Genomic DNA, 17,182 nt, shown 5'->3' on the forward strand with positions numbered 1-17,182 from the left:
GTATGTGTGCACTCTAACCACTGGCGAGGCGGTCGTCTGGCTGGGAGCCGGCAAATACCGGTTGCCGAGCGGCGCCATCGCCATCGCCGTCGCCCACAAAAAACCGTAGGGGGGGTGGCCGACTAGGGAACGCGCACAGGCATAAACGGTTCATAATTGTCCGCACCTATCAACGCAGGGGCAATCATGGCCTTCTATGCTCAAGAACGAGTGTCCACTTGCGATATAGCGGGCGCCGTGGCCCGCGCGGCACTCGAAGACATACGCATCAATTCGTTCGCATGTCCGGGGTTACCTGAAATTCGAGTGTTCGAAGCAAGCAAGACCAAGTTCGAAATCACCCTACGGTTGCGCGCGGAAAGTGACACGCTGATCGAGGCATTCGCACTGGGCCGCCAGGAAGCGTTATCCGCCGCGCGAGGGTTTTTGGATGACACGCTTACACCGGAAGCCTTATTGGCCCAGGTCCAAGGAGCAATGGCCTCTTTGGAAAGACAATACAAAGAAGCCGCGCGGGACGCGTAGGCTAGCGCAATCGCGCCTGGCAAGCCTCCAGCTGCGCGGTCACTCTTTGGATCCCAGCCTGGAGGGCGAAATAATTCGGTTGACCCGCAAGAGCAAGTTCGGCGCGGACTCCATCGCCCGCACCGAGGCCTACACGAGGGAATGCCGGGCCAGCAGCGGCAACTCACCGCCGCGGGCCACACGCTTCTATATCAGGGCGCGATGGTCTTCTGATACCAGTAGATGTCCCACAGGTTCGGATCAGGACGGCCGCTGCCTTGCGAGGTCGCGCCGCCGAAGTAAAGCTGATAAGCCGGGAACCAAGGATTGATGAAGCCGTAGGGATCACGCAGGAAGGCGGCGAAAGCATTCCAGCTCTTTCCAGTGTCCGCTGATGTTACGTTGTCCACAGCCTCCCACGTGCCGGCAGCCATCGCACTCCACGGCGTCCGGTAGACGTCCAGCCGCCCCTCATCGTTAAGCCTATTCGTCACCATATACACATTGCTGGTGGTGGCATCAAAGCCGAAGTCGGCGGCCGTAATAAATCCTCCATAGACTCCCTGTTCGGAGATCTGGTGCTGGTAGTCCAAATTCAGGCCATTGGGCGAATGGAACAGATGATAGTGCTGCGCGCCGCCCACGGTTTCTTGACGTAGGACGAACAGCCATACCGCAGGTCCGCCCGTGCCGTTGATAGCCACCTGATGACCAATGCCGTAGGCTTGACCATAGTTTTCGCGATAGATAGGCGTGGGGTGTTTAACCCAGTTGATCTTGTCATTTGAGAAGGCGACACCGATACCGTTATTGACGCCCCCATTCGATCCGTCATTCGTGCCCGTGTAATACATGGCGTACTGGTAATGCGTCGAGCTGCCCAACGGGTAAACAAAATCGCCTTTGACCACACTCGGGTCGCACGTGTGCGCAGAATCCCAACCGTTGCTTCCTTGATTGCTGGGCTGCAACACGTTGTGGATCGGACCATACGTCGGCCCGGAGACATCAATGTTGCGGTAGTAGATGTTGTCGGCGTTGTTGCCAGAGCCGCACCACCAAATGTCCATCGAATTTCCATCTCTCATGACGGCCGGAGCGTAGTCGTATCCAGCGCGCTGAAACAGAAGCCCCGATTGCGACGGCGGTTGCGCGTGGGTGGCCAAGGCAGGGGCGAGCAGCAGTACGCCTGCCAGTACTTTTTTGAAAGAGTTCATGCTGTGATCCTCATGTCACTTTGATAATCAATGCGAAGTCGAAATGCGGGTTAGGGCTGTCACTTCATAGGCGTCTCCGGTGAATGGATCGTCGGCTTCGGCCACGCATCAACTAAGGCGCGCTGCCTCGCGGCGCACTCCCCGTAATGCACTGCCAGCACCATGTAGCTGCGTGCAAAGTCGTCCCAGCTATCGCTCGTCACTGCCGGCACCTGCGGGCATGGCTGCGCCAGGTTGACTGGCAGTATTGGCCACGCGGCCGGCTTCGTTGATGTGCTGCAGCCGCTCAGCGTCGATGCGGCAGCCAGCAGGCAGAGGGCTTTGAACTTCGACACGGGTGTACCTCTCTATGGTCTTGGGTTGGGCATCGCGAAGCGCCACCAGTGCCCCCTCCAGGCTTACCGATACATCTGCCAAGCGCGCTGTCTGACTCTTAAACTCGTTGAGCTGGGCAAGAGTGTGATCGGCGGTGGCCTTGTCAACCCCAGCCTGGTATTGACTTGCACCGTACCAGCGCACGCCAAACACGGCGGCTACCACCAGAGCGGCGCCGACCAGATAGGGCAGCGCTGCCCGCAGCACCGGGTTCATGAAACAACCTCGGCGACCGCCTGGCGATAGAGGTCTGGCCAAGTTTCAGGATGCGGCTTACCGGGGCGCCACGTGCGCAGATAAAGCGCCCATGCGCCTTCCGCGTCACCAAGCGAAGGCAGACGCTGAAAGTCGGTCCACAACAGCAGGCGGGCAAAGGCAGCGGCCAGAACATCGTCGTGTTCCAGCGTGTTGTACACATCGCGCGCGGTCGCAGCGACTTCGCGCTCATCGCACACCGAATAAGCAAGGTCACGACTGAACGGATGCATCAGAACCCCGCGCACCCCGCCCCCCTGCTCGAACTGCCAGAAACCCCGCGCCGGCCCTCCGATCTGGCGCCTATGCAGAAAGCGACTTTCCTGCAAACCAATGGCAAGAAGCATCACGCGTGCTTCGCGGGTATCGCGGTTCGCGGGCAAGAGCGCAAGCGCAGGTGCGATTGCGGTGTCGATAACAGTCTTCAAATCCACAATCACCCCTCCCCACCAGGCCGCACGCCCAGAATCTTCGCGCGGACCTCGGCCACCCATTCAAGCAGCCCCTTCTGGCGCATGCTTGCCATCCATCGCATGTACGCCCCCAATACCCACCATGCCGGAAGCCCAGCGAGCAGCATGCTCGGCCCCAACACGTAGAACTTCGCCAGCAGCGCGTCATCACTGCCCGCGCCGTGCTGCGCCAGCCAGATCATGGCGTCCATCAGCCCCGGTTTCCACGCGATCACCGCGCCGGCCAACGCCGGCCCAAACATGAACGAGCATGCGACGGTCGAAATCGTTCGGACGGTGAACTCCCGCGCCGACCGTGGCGGCATGATCAGCAGGCCAAGCATGGCCGCCAACGCCGCCGGCACGCCATACGCCATTGCGACCTTCAAGGCAGCGAGGCCTCCCAGCCCCGTAGTACCTGGTTCCATAGTTGCACTGCTCCTGTAGACGGTGCGCATGATTGCCTCCCGTATGGACGAAAAAAAACCCGCCGAAGCGGGTGGTTTCAGTTAGCTCTTACAATCCGAGCCAGATCAAAAATACTCATAGGAAAATGTCAAACCTCAAGTACCGCCCAGAGATAGACGGGCTGCGCGCGATATCCGTTTTGGCCGTGGTTCTGTTCCACCTCGGCGTCCCGGGCATTAGCGGCGGATTCGCGGGCGTGGATGTTTTCTTTGTCATATCCGGGTTCTTGATTACGACCATCCTGAAGTCAGAACTGGATGACAGCACGTTCTCGCTGCTCTCCTTCTACGATCGTCGCATCCGGCGCATTCTTCCCGCGCTCCTGACTATGCTGCTGGCGTCGCTCGCTGCAGGGTATTGGCTGCTAGCACCTGGCGATTACGCCACTATGGCGCGTAGTGCAGTAGCCGCATCAGCTTCCGGAAGCAATATCTTCTTTTTTCTATATACCGGCTACTTCGATGCGTCATCTTCCATGATGCCGCTGCTTCATACTTGGTCGCTGGCCATCGAAGAGCAGTTTTACTTCGTCCTGCCACTAGCTCTGGTGGCCATCTATAGGGTCGGCCTCGGGAGGCATGCTCCTGCCGTCCTGGTCTGTATTCTTGGCTTAAGCTTCGCTGCTTCCATCCTGGCCCTGGCGGATGGCCCGAAAGCCGCGTTCTACCTTCCTCAGTACCGCGCCTGGGAACTCGCCGCCGGTTCTATGCTGGCCATTCTACCGGCCGCCAAGCACGCGAGGTTTGGCGCGCCCATCGGAATTTTCTGCGTTCTCCTAGCGGTTCTTTCCCTAGACAAATCCACACCATTCCCTGGTTTCGCCGCAATGCTGCCCGTGACCGGAGCGGCTTTATTACTGCGCTACGGGGCACAACCCGGTCAAGTCCGATCCCTTCTATCCCTCCCTCCGATGGTTTTCATCGGGAGGATCTCATATTCGCTGTATCTCTGGCATTGGCCGGTAATCGTGTTCTGGAAGCACTACACCAGTAATGCGCCCCTGCGAATACAGGACCAAATCGTCCTCGCCGCAATCTCTCTGATGCTAGGCTGGCTGTCGTGGCGCTGGGTTGAACAACCTTTCCGCAAGCGGAGCCTGAGCGAACATCGGACCATCGGTGCCGGCATTGGAGCATCTGTGCTGATATCCGGGGTCGCCATGGCGGTGGTATTCGCCCAAGGCTTCCCAACAAGAATCCCTCCCGAACTAGGCAACCTGGGCGACCGCGATGCTATGTGGTCATGGTCATGCCCGGCAGATGTGCCAACCGGGCCGTGGAAAGGGCTTTGTCAAGTTGGCGTACCCTGGAACGAGGCTAAGGCCCGTCTTGTCCTGACGGGAGATAGCCACGCTGAACACTTCATGCCATACATCCATGAGGCCGCCAAGGCTGACGGACTTGCTGTGGTGCTGTTCCGCGCGTGCCCCCCGATCTTCACGGACACGGGGACAAAACGATTTGTTCGCGTCGGCCCAGACTACACTGCTGGTTGCACCAAGACCCACGACCAACTGCTAGCCCAGCTCGCCGCCTCCCCCGACGTTTCTGGTTTGATCATCGCGTCTGCCTGGGCGGGACATGCGCTCTGGTCATTTAGAGGACACACGCCACCGGAATCAATCGGCACTCCGGATGCCAGAGACAACGGGCTCCAGGCTATTCAAGACGGGATGAACGAGCTGCTACCCGCTTTGGACCGACTGGGAAAGCGTGTAATCGTCATCAGCGACATGCCCTCGTTCGACTACGACCCTATCCACTGCGCCATAGGTGATTCTTCGGGGTTGATCCGCAGGCCGTGTGCGCCAGGCTCAACAAAGATATCGGCCACGACCTTCAGTACGTGGCAAGCCAATTCCCAGCGAATGCTGCAATCGGTTCACGCGGGTAATCCGGGGACGATATTTGTGTTTCCTGGGCAGTACATGTGCAATGAGTCCGGCTGCGATGCGACTCAAGACGGTACTTTCCTGTATCGAGACACTGACCATTTGCGCCGAGATCTACCGCCGCTTGTTAACCGGCACCTGGCTGACCGGATTGGCCTAACCAACGCTCTGAGGTCGGTCATTCCTCCTGGGGGATAGGTGGCCTCTCATCTTCTGGAGCTAGCGGTGTATTCCCTGCGTCCTGCCAAGCCAGGAAAGCCAGATAGTCAGAGCTGGTTTCGTCGATTGGTATGAACGCCCCGTCTTCCAACCGCAGGATGCTTCCAATTTTGAGTAGTTGGTACATGTCAAAGCTCCGCTGCGATGATGATGAAGGCTGCCGTGCTGTTGTTACCCTGGACGATGCACGCATTTCCAGCCGTCAGTAGAGCGGAACTGGCAGTAAGGGACAACGCCGCGGAATCAACCCCGATCTGACCGAACACCATGGCAATGTTGCCGATATTCCCGCCGGCTGCCGTAGTTACGGAAAAGTCAGAGTTTGATGTGTATGAGATCGTGGGCGCAGCGCGCTTTCGCCGATAGGAAAAGATGGTTTGTGCCTGATTCGTCGAGATTGCTTGTGCGATCGCGAACTGAGTAAACGGAGTAAGGCTGCGGCGTACTTCGGTGTACCAGATGCAAAGGTCCATCTCTGCCGTTTGGGGACGATTTTCAAACGATGTGGGGTTCAATCCAGCTTCAAATTGAGGCAACGTGAGAGTGCCCATACCGAATTCGATGTTGGTACTGATCCCGCCGGTAATCGCGCCCCTGACGGGGCTGGTGGCGAAGCCCCCCGCGCCAATACGTCCCGTAGAGGTTCCGGTCCACGATAGAACGTGATCACCCGTACGCAGATTGTTCCCTTCGACTACCTGCACGAGCGTACCGGCCGTGATGGTGATCGTGGTAACTCCTGCCGACGTGGAAAAGGTGTAAGTGCAGCCTCCGCTGCCAGCCTTCCAGCGGTCATGGCCGTAGGCCCCTGCCGCCAGTGTGACAGTGCCAGACACCGCTCGTTGGTTGATGTTGAACTTGCCGTTAATGAGCAGGTTCTTGAAGCCGCCAGTCGGGATGACCCCACTCACAGTATCAGCCGTGTATGCCACGCCGGCCCAGTTCATCACGCCGATGCCGGGAACATAAATTGGACCAATGTTGGCCGTCGGAATAGAGTCGGCAGCCACGACCGGCAAGCCCATCCCCTGGGCGGCGAGCTGCGCGTAGTGCTTGGCGGAGAATTCGCCGCCGCTTACTGGCGCACCGGTCTTGGCTGCCCACTCCGCTGCCAGCGCGGCGCTGCTTGCGGCTACGGCAGCGGTTTGCGCGGCCGCATCGGCCGATGATGCGGCGTCCGCTGCCTTTTCGCCTGCAAGATTGCGGCTGGTTGCTGCGTCCTGGGCACTGCTGCCCGCAGCGGCGGCATTTTCTTCCGCAGCCAGGGCCGCATCATTGACCTGCTCCTGGAGCAAATTCGCTTCCTGAGCGAAGCTCGGCAGCGCGGCCATGAATGCGTCTGCCCTTTCAGGAAAGTTAGCCGGGTCGCTTCGGCTCGGCGGGTTGGGTAACGCTGTGATCGCCATATCAGGTAAGTCCTTCAATTTCTAAGCTGCAATAGGAAACCAGCGGGTAAGCGATTTCCAATGAAAAGTCTCGGTAAAAACCAAATATTGTGAGCGGGCCGTAGCCCTCCGCGTCCGAGCCAATCCAGACGCAAGGCGTAGCGCGAAGACCAGACAGCAGGCGATAGACCGCGTTGAAGCGAGCCGAATCGACCCACAGCCGATGCGACATCCGCCGCGAGAAGCGACGACGCCGAAACGTCGTTACCCCTGTTGCCGACGTCTCTTTGCGGCTGTAGTCGATGATGCCGGCGCTGCCGCCATACTCGACTTCACCGACCTCATAGGCACTGCCGCAGATCATGGCTCCGCATGCCGCATCTGCCCCCGGCGCGCTGATGGTCACCTCAAGATGCAGGCTCCCGTATGCGGGGATATCCGTGAGAACCACCTCGGATAGCGGTATGAACGGCTCAAAGAAGTACTCAAACCAGTTCGAAACAATCGAACCCTCTAACTGCCGCGAATGCTCGTAGATGATTGGGCCTGCGGGGCCGTCCCTGCCCACCACCGACAGGTGCGAACCGCCAAGTTCCAGCAGCGCCAGGCTGTTCGTGATCCCAGGCTTGACTACAACCGCCAAGGGGCTGGGCGCGACCGTCTGCGTGCTGACCTCGCTATCGAACATGAGCCATTTGTTGGTCGGCCCAGCCGCCGCCCAATAGAGCGGCGATTGGTCCGGTTGATGACCTTTGTTCGGCGCCTGGACGCACTCGTAGATGATCGATTCATAGAGGACTTGCGCCCCCACCGGATAGTCGTTTGCCGGATCGTATGCAGGCAGATCGCTGTCCGGCACACTCGAAGAGACGAGCTGTGCCGGACCTATCACCACAGGTTTGATTACTTTCATGTGCTTTCCACCTGAAGAGGTGCGCCGGACTCGGTACGAACCAGCATCCCGTCCATTTCGAGCCGGTCAAGCTGGCGCGCGGTTTTGCCGGTATTGCTGGCCGTCGCGCGCGCCTCGATACGCAGGCTGGCAACTTCTGCCCGAAGTGCCTCGTTCGATTGGCGCAACGCCCGCAATTCTGCAAGCAGCAACTCTTGATTGCCGCCCCCGGAAAGGATTGCCTGCGTGCGTTCCGCGCTGAAGATTCGCGAAGGACCAGTTACCTCCAGTTCCGGCCCGCGCTCGCCCACCAGGCGCAACCCGCCGGCATGGTCGCCGCCCTTCGCAAACGCCGCCACAGCCCGGCCGCTCAACGCATTGACCACTTGGCGCAATCCGTTCACCGTTGCGTCACGGCTGGCGTTGATCGCGTTCGCAACCACCTGCTCACCGCTGAGCGCCGACGATTCCAAGGCGGCCAAGGTGGCATCAATTTGCGCAAGCAGATCCAGGCTTTCCTTGGCGTAGTCCTTCGGTGCCACGGAATCCAGCCGGCCTGCGACCGCCTCGGCCCGAGCCAGCGCCGTCGCGACGAATGCCTGATAGGCGGCATCGGACGAGAACGAATCCTTGGCCGCCTCAAGCATCGGTTGCATGAGCGCGTTTAGCTTGTCGGCGTAGCCGGCCAGCGCCTCCCCGTCCGAACCCATCGCGCTGGCGTATGCCTTCGCATAGTCGCCCTGCAATGAAGAAAACTGATCCTCGGGGGAAAGCTGGCTGTAGCGGTAGTCTGAAACCGATTTACGAAGCCCCGCCGCGCTTTCCGCCATCAAGCCAGCAAGCGCCTTCTGGGCCTCGTAGTACCGCACAGTTTCCGCACGCAGCTCTCCCAGCCGCGAAACGGACTTCGTTGCATCCAGCGCGAACTTCTGCAGCGCATCTGCGTATGCCGTTTGCTGGTTCTTGGCGTTTGTCGCCGCCTCGGTTGCCGCGGCCTGTGCGCTCGCGGCCGCCGTCACCGACGCCGCATATTCGGCTTGCAAGCGGGCGACGTCTGCGAGCGCTGGTGCGCCTGCCGCTGCCGCCTGTGCTGCCCGCAATGCCGCTTGCGCCTGTTCCCAGGCTGCTTGCGCAGCCGGCATCTGCGACTGCGCTACGCTCCGCGCCGCGTCTAGCTCCGACCAGTTCTTCTTTTTGTATGGGACCGTCTTAGGCGCGTAGATATCCCAGTTCAGCTTATCCAGCAGTGCCTGGGCTTCGGTCGCCCGTTGCTGAGCGGCGGCAAGCCCTGAAGTTGCGTTGTCATAGCCGCCCTTTACCGCGTTGTATGCGTCCTCCCGCTGTTTACGTTCCGCCACCCGCTGTGCCGCCATGGCATCAGCGGCGTTCAGGCGGCCAGAGGCTGCTATCAGCCCCGCGTTGCTCGGGCCCACGGTGTTGACCCCGGCGATTTGCTTCGCGATGGCCTGCGGCGTCATGACCTTGGCGTCAATGATTCCGCGCGCAGCGTCACGCACTGCCACCCGCTCGGCATTGATGCCGTTCATCAACCCGGCGAAGCGGCTGGCCAGATTTTGGAATGCCAGCGCCATCGTCGCCACAAAAGTATCGGTATCGACCGCGGCCAGTGCGGCGCCCAAACCCGCAAAGTCGATGATCGCACCCCCGGCCTGCGCCCGCAGATCGGCGATTTGATCGCCCAACAATGCGGACGCCTCCTGGCCAGCGGTCATTTCTGCAGAAACGCTGGTCAGATTGCCATTGAACTGGATAAGTCCGGAGTCCAGAATCAGGAACAGGCGCGAGATATACCCAACTGCCGCTGTAGCCCCCGAGGCGCTATCCGACACGTCATCAAACGCGAGTGCCGCACCAGACAATGCAGGCAACGATGCCCCGCGCCCGCCAAATGGCTCGAACAACGCTGCAGCCGCTTCCTGCACCGCCCGTTCCGAAGCTTCTATCGCCGTGGCGAACGCCGGCCCGAGAGAAATCAAGGTGGCATAGGCCGCCCGTCCCGAATCAGTCGTTAGATCCAGGGCCAGAGCAACCTTGTTCAGCTCCTTCATGGTGTTGGGCATATCGATGCCGACCGATTGGAGCGCATCACCGATCGACGCCAAGCTGAACTTGGCGCGTTCGCCTTCGGTGTATGCCACCTCGTAGAACGCTTGGCTGGCATTCGTCAGGCTCTCCAAACCGCCGAAGGCCGCCGCGACTTTAGTCGCCGTTTCCGCACCCATCAGGGACACGTCCAGAAGGTCATGGCGAAGCAGCTTCAAGGAAGAATTGACGTTCGCCAAGCTGTCACTCAACCGCGCAAGTGTCTGACCGGCAGATTCACCCTCGGCCGCCAACCGGTCTATGTCGGGAATCAGCGCGCGCACCATGTTCTCGCCGACGTTTGCCAGCATCGTGTCGATGAGCTTCTGGTTCTCTTCGGCGTCCTTCGTCAGCGTGACCTTGATGCGCTCGCTGTAGGTGTCCAACGTCTTGGAAGACACCCCAATAGAATCCGCAAGCGCGCCGACGCCCATCTTCATCAATTCAAAGGAGGCCGTCATGGACTCCATGAATTCGCTGTCCAGCGAACCGTATTGCACCCCCTTCTTATTGCTGCGGAACACCCCACCCTTTTGAGTCCAGGGTGTTTCGTTGTGGCCCATGAAACCGAGCGTGCCGAACTCGCCAGCAATCGACGTGTCGCCGTACTTTTTCGGCTGCATTCCGAACAGCCTCGCGATGGGGGATGAGCCGGACAGCATCGACGCCCATTCGCCCTTGACGCCAACCGCCCGCAGAATCTTGTCGGTCCACAGCGACGGCCCGGTGATCGGGTTGTACTTGGCAATCGGCGCCATCGTGCCATTGCCCGCATCCCATCCCTGTTTGTAGAGCGAACGAGAGGCCATCATGCCGGCAGCAATCCAGCCCACCACCGGGATTGCGCCAGCGGCCATCGAACCAGCGCTGGCCGCCGCGCTTCCCGCAGTCGTCGGGCCTGCCAAGCCAGCGGCCAGCGTGGCACCCTGCCCTGTCATGCCCAACGCAAACTGCGTGGCCGCCGTTGACCCGATAGCGCTGCCAATGGCGGACACGCCAGAAGCGAGGGACGCAGTGATCCCACCCGTCAGGGCGCCGTATGCGGTCTTGGCAACGCTCAGTACGTTCATCAGGCCCAGGCCCCCAAACGAACCGCTTTGCCCCGCCGCACCGGACAGAGACGCCACGGCACCGCCCGCAGAGGACGTGCCGCCCATGATGCCCGCCAGATTGGCGACCATGTTCACAACAATGGGCTGCGCAAACATTTTGTACAGCTGGTCCGCGACCGTCGTCTTAAATGTCGTGGTTAGCGACTTGGTGAACGACTTCCAGCCCTCCTTGCCGTTGTTCAGCATGTCGGCAAAGCCGATCCGGAACACGTCGCCGTACTTATCCACGCTGCGCTCCCAATCACGCGCTGCGTCGTCCGCGATCTTCTTCTGGGCGTCCTTCACGTCCTTGGCGCTGATCGCGGCAGAAAGCCGCTCCCGGGCCTCGATTTCCTGTTCAATGAGATCAACTTCGCGCGCCGACCCTTCGAACCCGGCCAGCGTTGCCTTGCGGTCATACAAGCGCGCGATAGTCAGACGCTCCAGCGCCGCCTTGCTCAGCCCGTAAGTGGCAACCTGATCTTCGATTGCGGCGGCCTCCAGGCTGATCTTTCCGACGCCCTCTTCCAGCTCCTGCATGTACTTCGCGCGCGACTCCAGGAACGCTGCCGTTTCCTTGTTAGTGCGCGCCAGGGCGCCTGCCTCGGCGGCTAGCGCCTGTGTGCGCTCCAGGCCGGCGCGCGCGGCTCCCTTCAAATTGCCTTGAAGCAACTCGCCAATCTCAGCGGCGCGCCGCTCATGTTCGTTGAGTTTGCTGGTTTGCAGACCACGTTCGGCCAGCTCCACAGCCAGCGCCTTTTCCTCCGCAATGCGCGCCCGCAGCCTGGCCGCTTCGTTCTCCGTCGCACTCGGCCCCTTGCCCGCCCCCTTGTCTTCAAACCGCTTCTCGATATCGGCCAAGGCCGCCTGGTGCGCGGCGTACACCTTGCGATACTCTTCGGTCCCCGCGGCAAGACCTGCAATCGCCTTGCGATACGCATTCGATTCGGCCTCGATCGCCTTTGCGCGCTGCTGCGGCTTCGTACTCCGGTTGGGGTCATCGACATACTCGGCCCGACTGCGCGCGGCAGCCAGATCCTCGACAGCCTTCTTTTCGGCTTGTGCCGCAGCAACGGCGGCCGCAGATTTCGCCAGCATTGCGCCCAATTCGGCCTGAGCGCCGTCAAGGCCGCTAAATTCCTTCGCCGAGACCGTGGAGCCGCCCTGTTGCGCCAGCCTGATGTTTTCCTGTCGCTGCCGCACCTCGCGTTCCATCTTCGCGATGGCATCCTCGGCGGTAGAGGGACGGCCAATGTCCAGCATGGCATCCCATGCCCCCTTGGCTGCACCCTGCACGCCGGCCCATGCACGCTCCAGCGTGCCCAGATTGTTCGTAATCTTTGGGGCGCGGTCGTTCAGCGCATCCGCGTATGCCTTCTGCGCCACGGCCGCCGCTTCGCTTGATCGCCCTTGCAGATCCAAGGCGCGAATTTGCTCATAGGTGCTGGCCGTCAGGTAGTTCATGCCTTCGTTCAGCTTGAGCGATGCCTCCAGCGGGGCCTTACCCAAATCTTCGAACGCCTTGGCCGTATCGGTCACGGCCGTGCCGGTCGCCTTCTCCCAGCGAATCGCCGCTGCGGTAAACGCCTCCAGATTCTGCGCGCCCACTTTCGCTGTGCCCGCGAAGACGTTCAGCGCCGCCGCCGCTTGGCCCTGCGTTCCCACCGTGGAGCCGATCCGCTCAGACATTAGCTGCAATTGACCCGCGGTCACGCCCGCAGCATTGCCCGTCTTGATGAGCGTCTGGACGTATGCCGAGGTTTCCTGTGACCCCTTGTAGTAGGCGATGCCCAAGCCCGCGACGGCGCCGGCTGCCAGCGTCATGGGGCTGATGAGCCCACGGATATAGGTGCCCATTGCCCGTGCAGCGGGTCCGATCCCACCAAACATATCCTTAAGCTGCCCGCCCTGCTGGAGCATCACCGTCATCGGCCGCTGCCCGCCCTGAAGCGACGTGATGATATCCGTGAACTGCGCCGGCACGCCGCGCATAGCCGCCGCCGTAGCCTTCGCCGACATGCCCAACTGCTGCATCGCCGGTGCCGTTGCAGATATGGCCACCTTGGCCTGAGTATGCTTTGCCGTGACCGCGTTCAACTGGTCCAGGTAGGGCTTGAGCTGGTTCGTGTCAATGCCGCGCTGCTTGGCGATTTCCTGAAAGTAGGCCGCCGTGCCACGCGCGCCCGCCTCGGTCACAGCGATTTGGCGTTCAATTTGCCCGATCAGACTCTGCGTGGAGCGCTCAATCTTCTTGGTGGCCTGGCTGCTGCTATCGGCCGCTTTGTTGAGACTGGTCGACGCACCGCGCCCCAGACTGTCCAGCGACTTCTTCGCCTTGCCAGTTTCCTGTGCAACGTCCGCCATCGCGGCAGTCAGGCCGGACGTGTCGCCTGTGACCGCAACGACGCCTTCCGCAATAACTTTCGACATGGTCAGCCCAAATGAAAAATGCCCGCTCGCGGCGGACTACTTCCGGTTTATCTCTTCCAGGGCGGCGAACTCAAGGACGCGCACCTGCTCTTCCAGTTCTTCGTACTGCCCTGGCGTGAGGTCCATGCGATCCATCTTGTGGAACAGGGCGCAGTAGTCCATTCCTGTCGCACCTGCCATACCGATGCGCCATTGCGAACGCAACGCGAAGAACAGCATGAACGCGGCTTCGTTCTCCGGCCATATCTCGACTGGATCGCCCGCTACGTCGTCCGACGTAAGCCCGAATGCGGCCAGCTCGCGCGGGTCGGGCGCCTTCTCGTAGAGAGCGGCGCCCAGCGCCTTTAGTTTCCCAGGCGCGCCTTGCTGAGTTCGTCGATGTAGGCGCCCAGCACGGCACGCGCGGAACCGACGTAGCCCTGGACCAGGCGTTCGATGTTGTCCTGGTCAAACGCATCATCCAGTTCCCAGCCGCACGCGATGTCCAGCAGGAGATGGACGTCATCGGCGCGTTCCGCCAGCCCCTCGGCGAATTGCTTGAACTCTTCCTTGGTGCGATGCTTGAAAGTGAATTCCACTTCTTCAAAGCCCGCACCAGGGACGGGCAACGGCACCTTCTTCTTGAACGTGGGGGCCGGATTGAGGGTGAATTTCGTCTTTGCCATGATTGGATGTACTCCGAGAGGGTGCTTGGGTTGCAATGCCGCCCAACACGGGCGACAGGTTCGTGATTGACTTATGCGGCGGCGTAGCGCACGGGGCGCGAAAGCAACGAGAATGTGGCCTGCACGCCCATCACTTCGCCCTTGGTCATGGTCGGCGTCTCGTTGAACGACACGTAGCCGTTGTAGAGAATCATCGAACCATTGGGGAACGTGATGCGCAGGGCGCGCACCTCACGGGTTTCCGCAGCCGCTTGCAGCGCCTTGTACCCGGCCAGCGTCGGATCGTCCGCGATGGTCAGCGCCAAGGACTGCGCGCTGGCCTGGGTCGGGATCTGCGCTTCGAAGTCGTTTTCGAGGAAGCTGTAGGTGGCGAACTGCATTTCGCCGCCGGACGTGCTGGTTTCCAGGATCTGCGTGATCTGCGTAAACGCCGTGATTTCACGCACCGAGCCGGCGCCAGTGCCGGCAGGGAATTGCACCAGGGACGAGGTATTCATGCCTTCCAGGGAGAAGGCGCCGGCGGCAGCATCAGCGACACGCATGATGCGCTCGTTGATCTTCTGCCATCCAGACTTCACTTCGATGAGCGCGCCGTTGGCGATACCGTGGGCGGCGCTGGTCGCAACGGCCGGATTGGCATTGGTCAGAGCGGTGATGTTCTTCGACGCGCCATATGCGGTCGCCAGCGCGATGATCACGCCATTGGGGAGGGATACTGACATTGTGGGCTTCCTATCTCGGGACGAAAAAAAACCCGCTTTAGGCGGGTTGTGTGGTGTTGCCCCACAAAGGGGCGGTCTCGGCCCAGCGGGCCATCAAAGGGGATTACGGCGGCTCAAATATCGGGCTGTCGATTTCGAGCGATACGCTGGTGACAGCGATATCGGTCCCGCCACCGATGCCCAACATTCGGCTAGAGGCGCGGGCGGTGAAATAGTGATGCCCGAAACCCGGAACCATGACGCGAAAGCTGAAGCTGGATTCAGAATCAAGCGCTGCGCGCAGCAAGGCCTGACCCGGATCGACCAGGCGGTACATCTCCAGCGGTAGCGAGGCGGCGGCCTGGGCAACACGTCGCTGATAAGGAACTGCTGCGCCAATGGGGTGAAAGGGAACGTTCTGATACGACTTGCCCAGGCTGCTCAGCACCCGGACGCCACGGACAGGCGTATAGGCCAATGCGTCGAACGCCGAGCGCGTCAACGTGGACGGAAGGACGGCGCTGACACCGACCGTAGAGCCGGTGGATACATGAGGTGTCGTCATAGCGTGTCGTGCCAGATCATGAAATCCTGCGTGGCGCCCTTGAACCCGGTGATCGGGTCCGTGACGGACACCGGTCCACCCTCGGGCCGAGCAAACGTCGGCGCCCCGCACAGGATCGCCCTGGCAGCCGCAATCAGGCCGGATGCGTTCAGGCGGGACTTCGCCCAGACATTGATCTGGACGCGAGCGCCCTGCTTGTCCGCCGTTTCCCCGTCCACAAACACGACATCGCGCCCCCCGACCTGTTGGTACGTCATGAACGGCATGGGCGTGTCGCCGGCTGCGGTATCGGGAAATACGCGGCCCTCCACAAGAGGGGCAAGGACCGCAACAATCATCGGTTCAAGCATTCATAATCTCCCCGATTTTTTCGGCCATTCGCAGCCGTCCTGCCTCGACCGCCGCCGCGATTTTTGCGTCCACCGATACTCGTAGATACGGCTGCGCCGGTTCGAATATCGGCGTTTTCAATGGCTTATCCTTGAGGGTGACGTACGCCCCGTCCGGTAGCCTCAGCACAGCGTGGCGGCGCCAGTGGCCATGCTCAACGAGCCACCAATGTGGCGCCTTGCTCTTATTCACGCCGACCTGATATGTCTTGCGGTCTGCGTCAGATTCTGACGCGTCGAACCACCGATAAATGGCTCCCTGAAGCTTGCCCATATGGAAGGGAACTCGCGCTCGCATTTCGTCGTAGAGAACCACCGCCATGGCATGCGCCGCAGGGCGGACCGCTTCCTCGCGCACCCTCTCCACAAACGTCGCAATTTGGCCGGCGATATCCCCCTCGAAGGAGAAGGATACGGATCGACTCGTGTGCGTCCTTCGCAGGCTCATGCGGCAACCTCGATAGGTGATAGGAGTCTGCAAACGAGATCGACATGATCCCGATTCACTTCATCCGCCAGGACCGCCTCAATTTCGTAGAAGTCTTCACGATGTTGAACACGCATCCCCGCGACAACGTCTAGCCGAAATCTGAGCCTGATGCTCGCTTTGACAATTTGACGCTCCGCACCGGCCTTGATTGCCTGAATCCCCGACGTGTGCCGTATCGACGCCCAGTTCGGCGGGCCATAGCGAACCCACTTGTTGGTTAGCTCGTTCGCCGCGTCACGTTCCTCTGCATTTTTAAGGAGTTCAATGCGGCTGTTCAGCGATCCGGCTCTCATGGCAACACCCGACCATAGGGGAAGACCAGTCGCGCAAATCCAGGATTCTCATGGAGCATCTTTTCACCCGCTGCCTCGGGGTTGTTCAGCATGTCGCCTACCAACATCACAATCGCTAATTTCAGCGGCTCTGGAGCGGGCCCCGGTCGGGATGTGAAAAGCACTGGATACGCTCCTGGCTCCCCGTCCAGATCGGCCGGCCAGAGGGGCAATGGGGCCGTCCGGCCGCCGACGGGAGTCCATTCGTAGGACGCTGCGGCGAGCGCAAAGCCCGTTCTTCGCTCGACCAATTCGCGGGCCGCGGTTATCAGCCCTGGGATATCCTCATCCAGGGCATCGTGATCAATACGTAGAAGCCGCTTCACCCGGTCCACGCTGATGGGCTCGCTAATCGCGGGAGTGATCAGGCGCAGCATGTTCAGCCTCCGGCCGATTCCACCGCCTTCGGGTGGGGATCGATATATCCGGCGCCTTTAAGCGCGGGAACATGTTCGGCGTCGAACTCGCGCACTTCGCCGCACTTGCCATAGATGCTGTCGTGCAGCACCAGAGCCTTAACCCACTTTCGGTCGTCCGGTTCGGGGGTCGGCGCCAGCGATTCGGTCAGGCCCGGCATTGTCGCCGCCTGGGCGGTAGCGCCGACCTCCCCAGCAGCAGCAGCAGCAGCGGCTGCCTGGTCAGGCAAAGCGGGCGTGCCCAGGGGCTCGCCACTCGGCGCGGTCTGGGCCGTCGTTTTTCGTGCCATGGATTTCTCCTTTAAAGAGCCGACCAGTGGTATGTGCCCGCCGGCCAGCGAT

Annotated in this window: 19 protein-coding genes; 2 read left to right on the top strand and 17 right to left on the bottom strand. The window is 60.9% G+C overall.

Annotated features, from left to right (window positions below):
- The first annotated feature begins 186 nt into the window (after positions 1 to 186).
- Positions 187 to 525 (top strand): hypothetical protein, encoded by a 339-nt coding sequence (locus tag AC0Z35_RS04325; RefSeq protein WP_162941224.1) that lies wholly within the window; start codon positions 187 to 189, stop codon positions 523 to 525.
- Between the two features lie 191 nt (positions 526 to 716).
- Here AC0Z35_RS04325 and AC0Z35_RS04330 read toward each other — a convergent pair whose 3' ends face one another.
- The 5 genes from AC0Z35_RS04330 to AC0Z35_RS04350 are packed head-to-tail and all read right to left on the bottom strand — an operon-like array spanning position 717 to position 3,231.
- Positions 717 to 1,721 (bottom strand): hypothetical protein, encoded by a 1,005-nt coding sequence (locus tag AC0Z35_RS04330; RefSeq protein ID WP_485131276.1) that lies wholly within the window; start codon positions 1,719 to 1,721, stop codon positions 717 to 719.
- A gap of 59 nt (positions 1,722 to 1,780) precedes the next feature.
- Positions 1,781 to 2,029 carry an Rz1-like lysis system protein LysC gene (gene lysC / locus AC0Z35_RS04335; RefSeq protein ID WP_485133306.1) on the bottom strand — a complete coding sequence of 83 codons (249 nt, stop codon included), beginning with the start codon at positions 2,027 to 2,029 and terminating at the stop codon, positions 1,781 to 1,783.
- Positions 1,911 to 2,312: a hypothetical protein gene (locus AC0Z35_RS04340; RefSeq protein ID WP_485131275.1), complete on the bottom strand. Its 402-nt coding sequence runs from the start codon at positions 2,310 to 2,312 to the stop codon at positions 1,911 to 1,913. Before AC0Z35_RS04340 ends, lysC begins: the two co-directional genes overlap by 119 nt.
- Entirely contained in the window at positions 2,309 to 2,785 is a 477-nt protein-coding gene (locus AC0Z35_RS04345; RefSeq protein ID WP_485131274.1) for a hypothetical protein, read from the bottom strand. The genes AC0Z35_RS04340 and AC0Z35_RS04345 overlap by 4 nt, the downstream gene beginning before the upstream one ends.
- Before the next feature lie 2 nt (positions 2,786 to 2,787).
- Positions 2,788 to 3,231 (bottom strand): hypothetical protein, encoded by a 444-nt coding sequence (locus AC0Z35_RS04350; protein WP_346550891.1) that lies wholly within the window; start codon positions 3,229 to 3,231, stop codon positions 2,788 to 2,790.
- A 32-nt stretch (positions 3,232 to 3,263) separates the two neighbouring features.
- Here AC0Z35_RS04350 and AC0Z35_RS04355 point away from each other — a divergent pair, with 32 nt between their 5' ends.
- Positions 3,264 to 5,360, top strand: a complete 2,097-nt coding sequence (locus AC0Z35_RS04355) for an acyltransferase family protein (protein ID WP_485131273.1) — start codon at positions 3,264 to 3,266, stop codon at positions 5,358 to 5,360.
- A gap of 149 nt (positions 5,361 to 5,509) precedes the next feature.
- On the opposite strand, the gene AC0Z35_RS04360 is transcribed toward AC0Z35_RS04355, so the two are convergent.
- From AC0Z35_RS04360 to AC0Z35_RS04415, 12 genes are all read right to left on the bottom strand, one after another.
- Positions 5,510 to 6,712: a hypothetical protein gene (locus tag AC0Z35_RS04360; RefSeq protein WP_485131272.1), complete on the bottom strand. Its 1,203-nt coding sequence runs from the start codon at positions 6,710 to 6,712 to the stop codon at positions 5,510 to 5,512.
- Positions 6,713 to 6,788: 76 nt separating this feature from the next.
- Positions 6,789 to 7,679: a hypothetical protein gene (locus AC0Z35_RS04365; protein WP_485131271.1), complete on the bottom strand. Its 891-nt coding sequence runs from the start codon at positions 7,677 to 7,679 to the stop codon at positions 6,789 to 6,791.
- The gene (locus AC0Z35_RS04370; RefSeq protein ID WP_485131270.1) at positions 7,676 to 13,282 is read right to left on the bottom strand and encodes a phage tail length tape measure family protein; all 5,607 of its coding nucleotides are present in this window, start codon (positions 13,280 to 13,282) and stop codon (positions 7,676 to 7,678) included. The genes AC0Z35_RS04365 and AC0Z35_RS04370 overlap by 4 nt, the downstream gene beginning before the upstream one ends.
- A 36-nt stretch (positions 13,283 to 13,318) precedes the next feature.
- Positions 13,319 to 13,621 carry a DUF1799 domain-containing protein gene (locus tag AC0Z35_RS04375; RefSeq protein ID WP_485133307.1) on the bottom strand — a complete coding sequence of 101 codons (303 nt, stop codon included), beginning with the start codon at positions 13,619 to 13,621 and terminating at the stop codon, positions 13,319 to 13,321.
- A 5-nt stretch (positions 13,622 to 13,626) separates the two neighbouring features.
- Positions 13,627 to 13,947, bottom strand: coding sequence for a phage tail assembly chaperone (locus tag AC0Z35_RS04380; protein ID WP_485131269.1), 321 nt, complete (start codon positions 13,945 to 13,947; stop codon positions 13,627 to 13,629).
- A gap of 71 nt (positions 13,948 to 14,018) precedes the next feature.
- On the bottom strand, positions 14,019 to 14,669 hold the full coding sequence (locus AC0Z35_RS04385) for a phage tail protein (protein ID WP_485131268.1): 651 nt from the start codon (positions 14,667 to 14,669) through the stop codon (positions 14,019 to 14,021).
- A 103-nt stretch (positions 14,670 to 14,772) separates the two neighbouring features.
- Positions 14,773 to 15,213 (bottom strand): hypothetical protein, encoded by a 441-nt coding sequence (locus AC0Z35_RS04390; RefSeq protein ID WP_485131267.1) that lies wholly within the window; start codon positions 15,211 to 15,213, stop codon positions 14,773 to 14,775.
- Positions 15,210 to 15,563, bottom strand: coding sequence for a DUF3168 domain-containing protein (locus AC0Z35_RS04395; protein ID WP_485131266.1), 354 nt, complete (start codon positions 15,561 to 15,563; stop codon positions 15,210 to 15,212). Before AC0Z35_RS04395 ends, AC0Z35_RS04390 begins: the two co-directional genes overlap by 4 nt.
- Positions 15,556 to 16,050 (bottom strand): HK97 gp10 family phage protein, encoded by a 495-nt coding sequence (locus AC0Z35_RS04400; protein ID WP_485131265.1) that lies wholly within the window; start codon positions 16,048 to 16,050, stop codon positions 15,556 to 15,558. The genes AC0Z35_RS04395 and AC0Z35_RS04400 overlap by 8 nt, the downstream gene beginning before the upstream one ends.
- Positions 16,047 to 16,385: a phage head closure protein gene (locus AC0Z35_RS04405; RefSeq protein ID WP_485131264.1), complete on the bottom strand. Its 339-nt coding sequence runs from the start codon at positions 16,383 to 16,385 to the stop codon at positions 16,047 to 16,049. Before AC0Z35_RS04405 ends, AC0Z35_RS04400 begins: the two co-directional genes overlap by 4 nt.
- Positions 16,382 to 16,801 carry a head-tail connector protein gene (locus tag AC0Z35_RS04410; RefSeq protein ID WP_485131263.1) on the bottom strand — a complete coding sequence of 140 codons (420 nt, stop codon included), beginning with the start codon at positions 16,799 to 16,801 and terminating at the stop codon, positions 16,382 to 16,384. Before AC0Z35_RS04410 ends, AC0Z35_RS04405 begins: the two co-directional genes overlap by 4 nt.
- A 2-nt stretch (positions 16,802 to 16,803) precedes the next feature.
- The gene (locus AC0Z35_RS04415) at positions 16,804 to 17,130 is read right to left on the bottom strand and encodes a hypothetical protein (protein WP_485131262.1); all 327 of its coding nucleotides are present in this window, start codon (positions 17,128 to 17,130) and stop codon (positions 16,804 to 16,806) included.
- Positions 17,131 to 17,182 lie beyond the last annotated feature (52 nt).

The sequence above is a fragment of the Achromobacter sp. 1L-A-4-B-C2 genome, from assembly GCF_057291955.1.

Excerpts from the sequence above, each read along its gene's own strand:
- AC0Z35_RS04325 (WP_162941224.1), top strand. The coding sequence starts at position 187 with ATGGCCTTCTATGCTCAAGAACGAGTGTCCACTTGCGATATAGCGGGC.
- AC0Z35_RS04330 (WP_485131276.1), bottom strand. The coding sequence starts at position 1,721 with ATGAACTCTTTCAAAAAAGTACTGGCAGGCGTACTGCTGCTCGCCCCT.
- AC0Z35_RS04340 (WP_485131275.1), bottom strand. The coding sequence starts at position 2,312 with ATGAACCCGGTGCTGCGGGCAGCGCTGCCCTATCTGGTCGGCGCCGCT.
- AC0Z35_RS04350 (WP_346550891.1), bottom strand. The coding sequence starts at position 3,231 with ATGGAACCAGGTACTACGGGGCTGGGAGGCCTCGCTGCCTTGAAGGTC.
- AC0Z35_RS04360 (WP_485131272.1), bottom strand. The coding sequence starts at position 6,712 with ATGGCCGCGCTGCCGAGCTTCGCTCAGGAAGCGAATTTGCTCCAGGAG.
- AC0Z35_RS04365 (WP_485131271.1), bottom strand. The coding sequence starts at position 7,679 with ATGAAAGTAATCAAACCTGTGGTGATAGGTCCGGCACAGCTCGTCTCT.
- AC0Z35_RS04370 (WP_485131270.1), bottom strand. The coding sequence starts at position 13,282 with ATGTCGAAAGTTATTGCGGAAGGCGTCGTTGCGGTCACAGGCGACACG.
- AC0Z35_RS04380 (WP_485131269.1), bottom strand. The coding sequence starts at position 13,947 with ATGGCAAAGACGAAATTCACCCTCAATCCGGCCCCCACGTTCAAGAAG.
- AC0Z35_RS04385 (WP_485131268.1), bottom strand. The coding sequence starts at position 14,669 with ATGTCAGTATCCCTCCCCAATGGCGTGATCATCGCGCTGGCGACCGCA.
- AC0Z35_RS04390 (WP_485131267.1), bottom strand. The coding sequence starts at position 15,213 with ATGACGACACCTCATGTATCCACCGGCTCTACGGTCGGTGTCAGCGCC.
- AC0Z35_RS04395 (WP_485131266.1), bottom strand. The coding sequence starts at position 15,563 with ATGCTTGAACCGATGATTGTTGCGGTCCTTGCCCCTCTTGTGGAGGGC.
- AC0Z35_RS04400 (WP_485131265.1), bottom strand. The coding sequence starts at position 16,050 with ATGAGCCTGCGAAGGACGCACACGAGTCGATCCGTATCCTTCTCCTTC.
- AC0Z35_RS04405 (WP_485131264.1), bottom strand. The coding sequence starts at position 16,385 with ATGAGAGCCGGATCGCTGAACAGCCGCATTGAACTCCTTAAAAATGCA.
- AC0Z35_RS04410 (WP_485131263.1), bottom strand. The coding sequence starts at position 16,801 with ATGCTGCGCCTGATCACTCCCGCGATTAGCGAGCCCATCAGCGTGGAC.
- AC0Z35_RS04415 (WP_485131262.1), bottom strand. The coding sequence starts at position 17,130 with ATGGCACGAAAAACGACGGCCCAGACCGCGCCGAGTGGCGAGCCCCTG.